Origin of the sequence: [Mycobacterium] manitobense (genome assembly GCF_025821665.1) — a bacterium.
GTDB lineage: Bacteria > Actinomycetota > Actinomycetes > Mycobacteriales > Mycobacteriaceae > Mycobacterium > Mycobacterium arseniciresistens.
In genome coordinates, this window is the sequence record NZ_JACKSJ010000091.1 from 1 (window position 1) to 486 (window position 486).

At 67.1% G+C, this 486-nt stretch carries 1 protein-coding gene; it reads right to left on the reverse strand.

Translation table 11 applies throughout. The annotated features are described in order from the left end of the window. On the reverse strand, positions 1 to 486 hold a 486-nt coding region (locus H7I41_RS11685; RefSeq protein ID WP_264012746.1), incomplete at both ends, for an HAD-IB family hydrolase.

Here is a 486-nt window from a genome sequence, read left to right on the forward strand (position 1 = left end):
CTTCAGGATGGGCCAGCCGCGTCTGGCGGCCACCGCGGCAAGCTTGCCCGCCGGGTTGGTGGGTCGCGGGTTGCCGACCAGGTACATCAGGGCGACGTCCTCGTCGCCGTCGGCGTAGAAGTAGCTCCTGGACAGGTCCACGCCGTTGGCCGCCGAAAACCGTTGCACGGCATCAGCTTTCCCGGGGCCCCAGATGATCGGCTCCTCGACCTCGCCGGTGATCAGGTCGTTCTCGTCCACCTGGAACCTGTTGCTCAGAATGTTGTCGATGCCGAGAAACCGGGCCACCGGTTCGACCTGCACGGTCAACGCCGAGGAGCTCAGCACCACCGTGTGCCCGCGGGCCTGGTGGGCCCGCACCATGGCCCGCATCTCCGGATAGATCCGGTCACGCACGTGCTGGTTGAACAGGCGCTCCCCGAGCTCGTCGAGGTCGGTGATCGAGTTCCCGTGCAGCATCCGGGCGCCCTTGCCGATGAGGTCCTC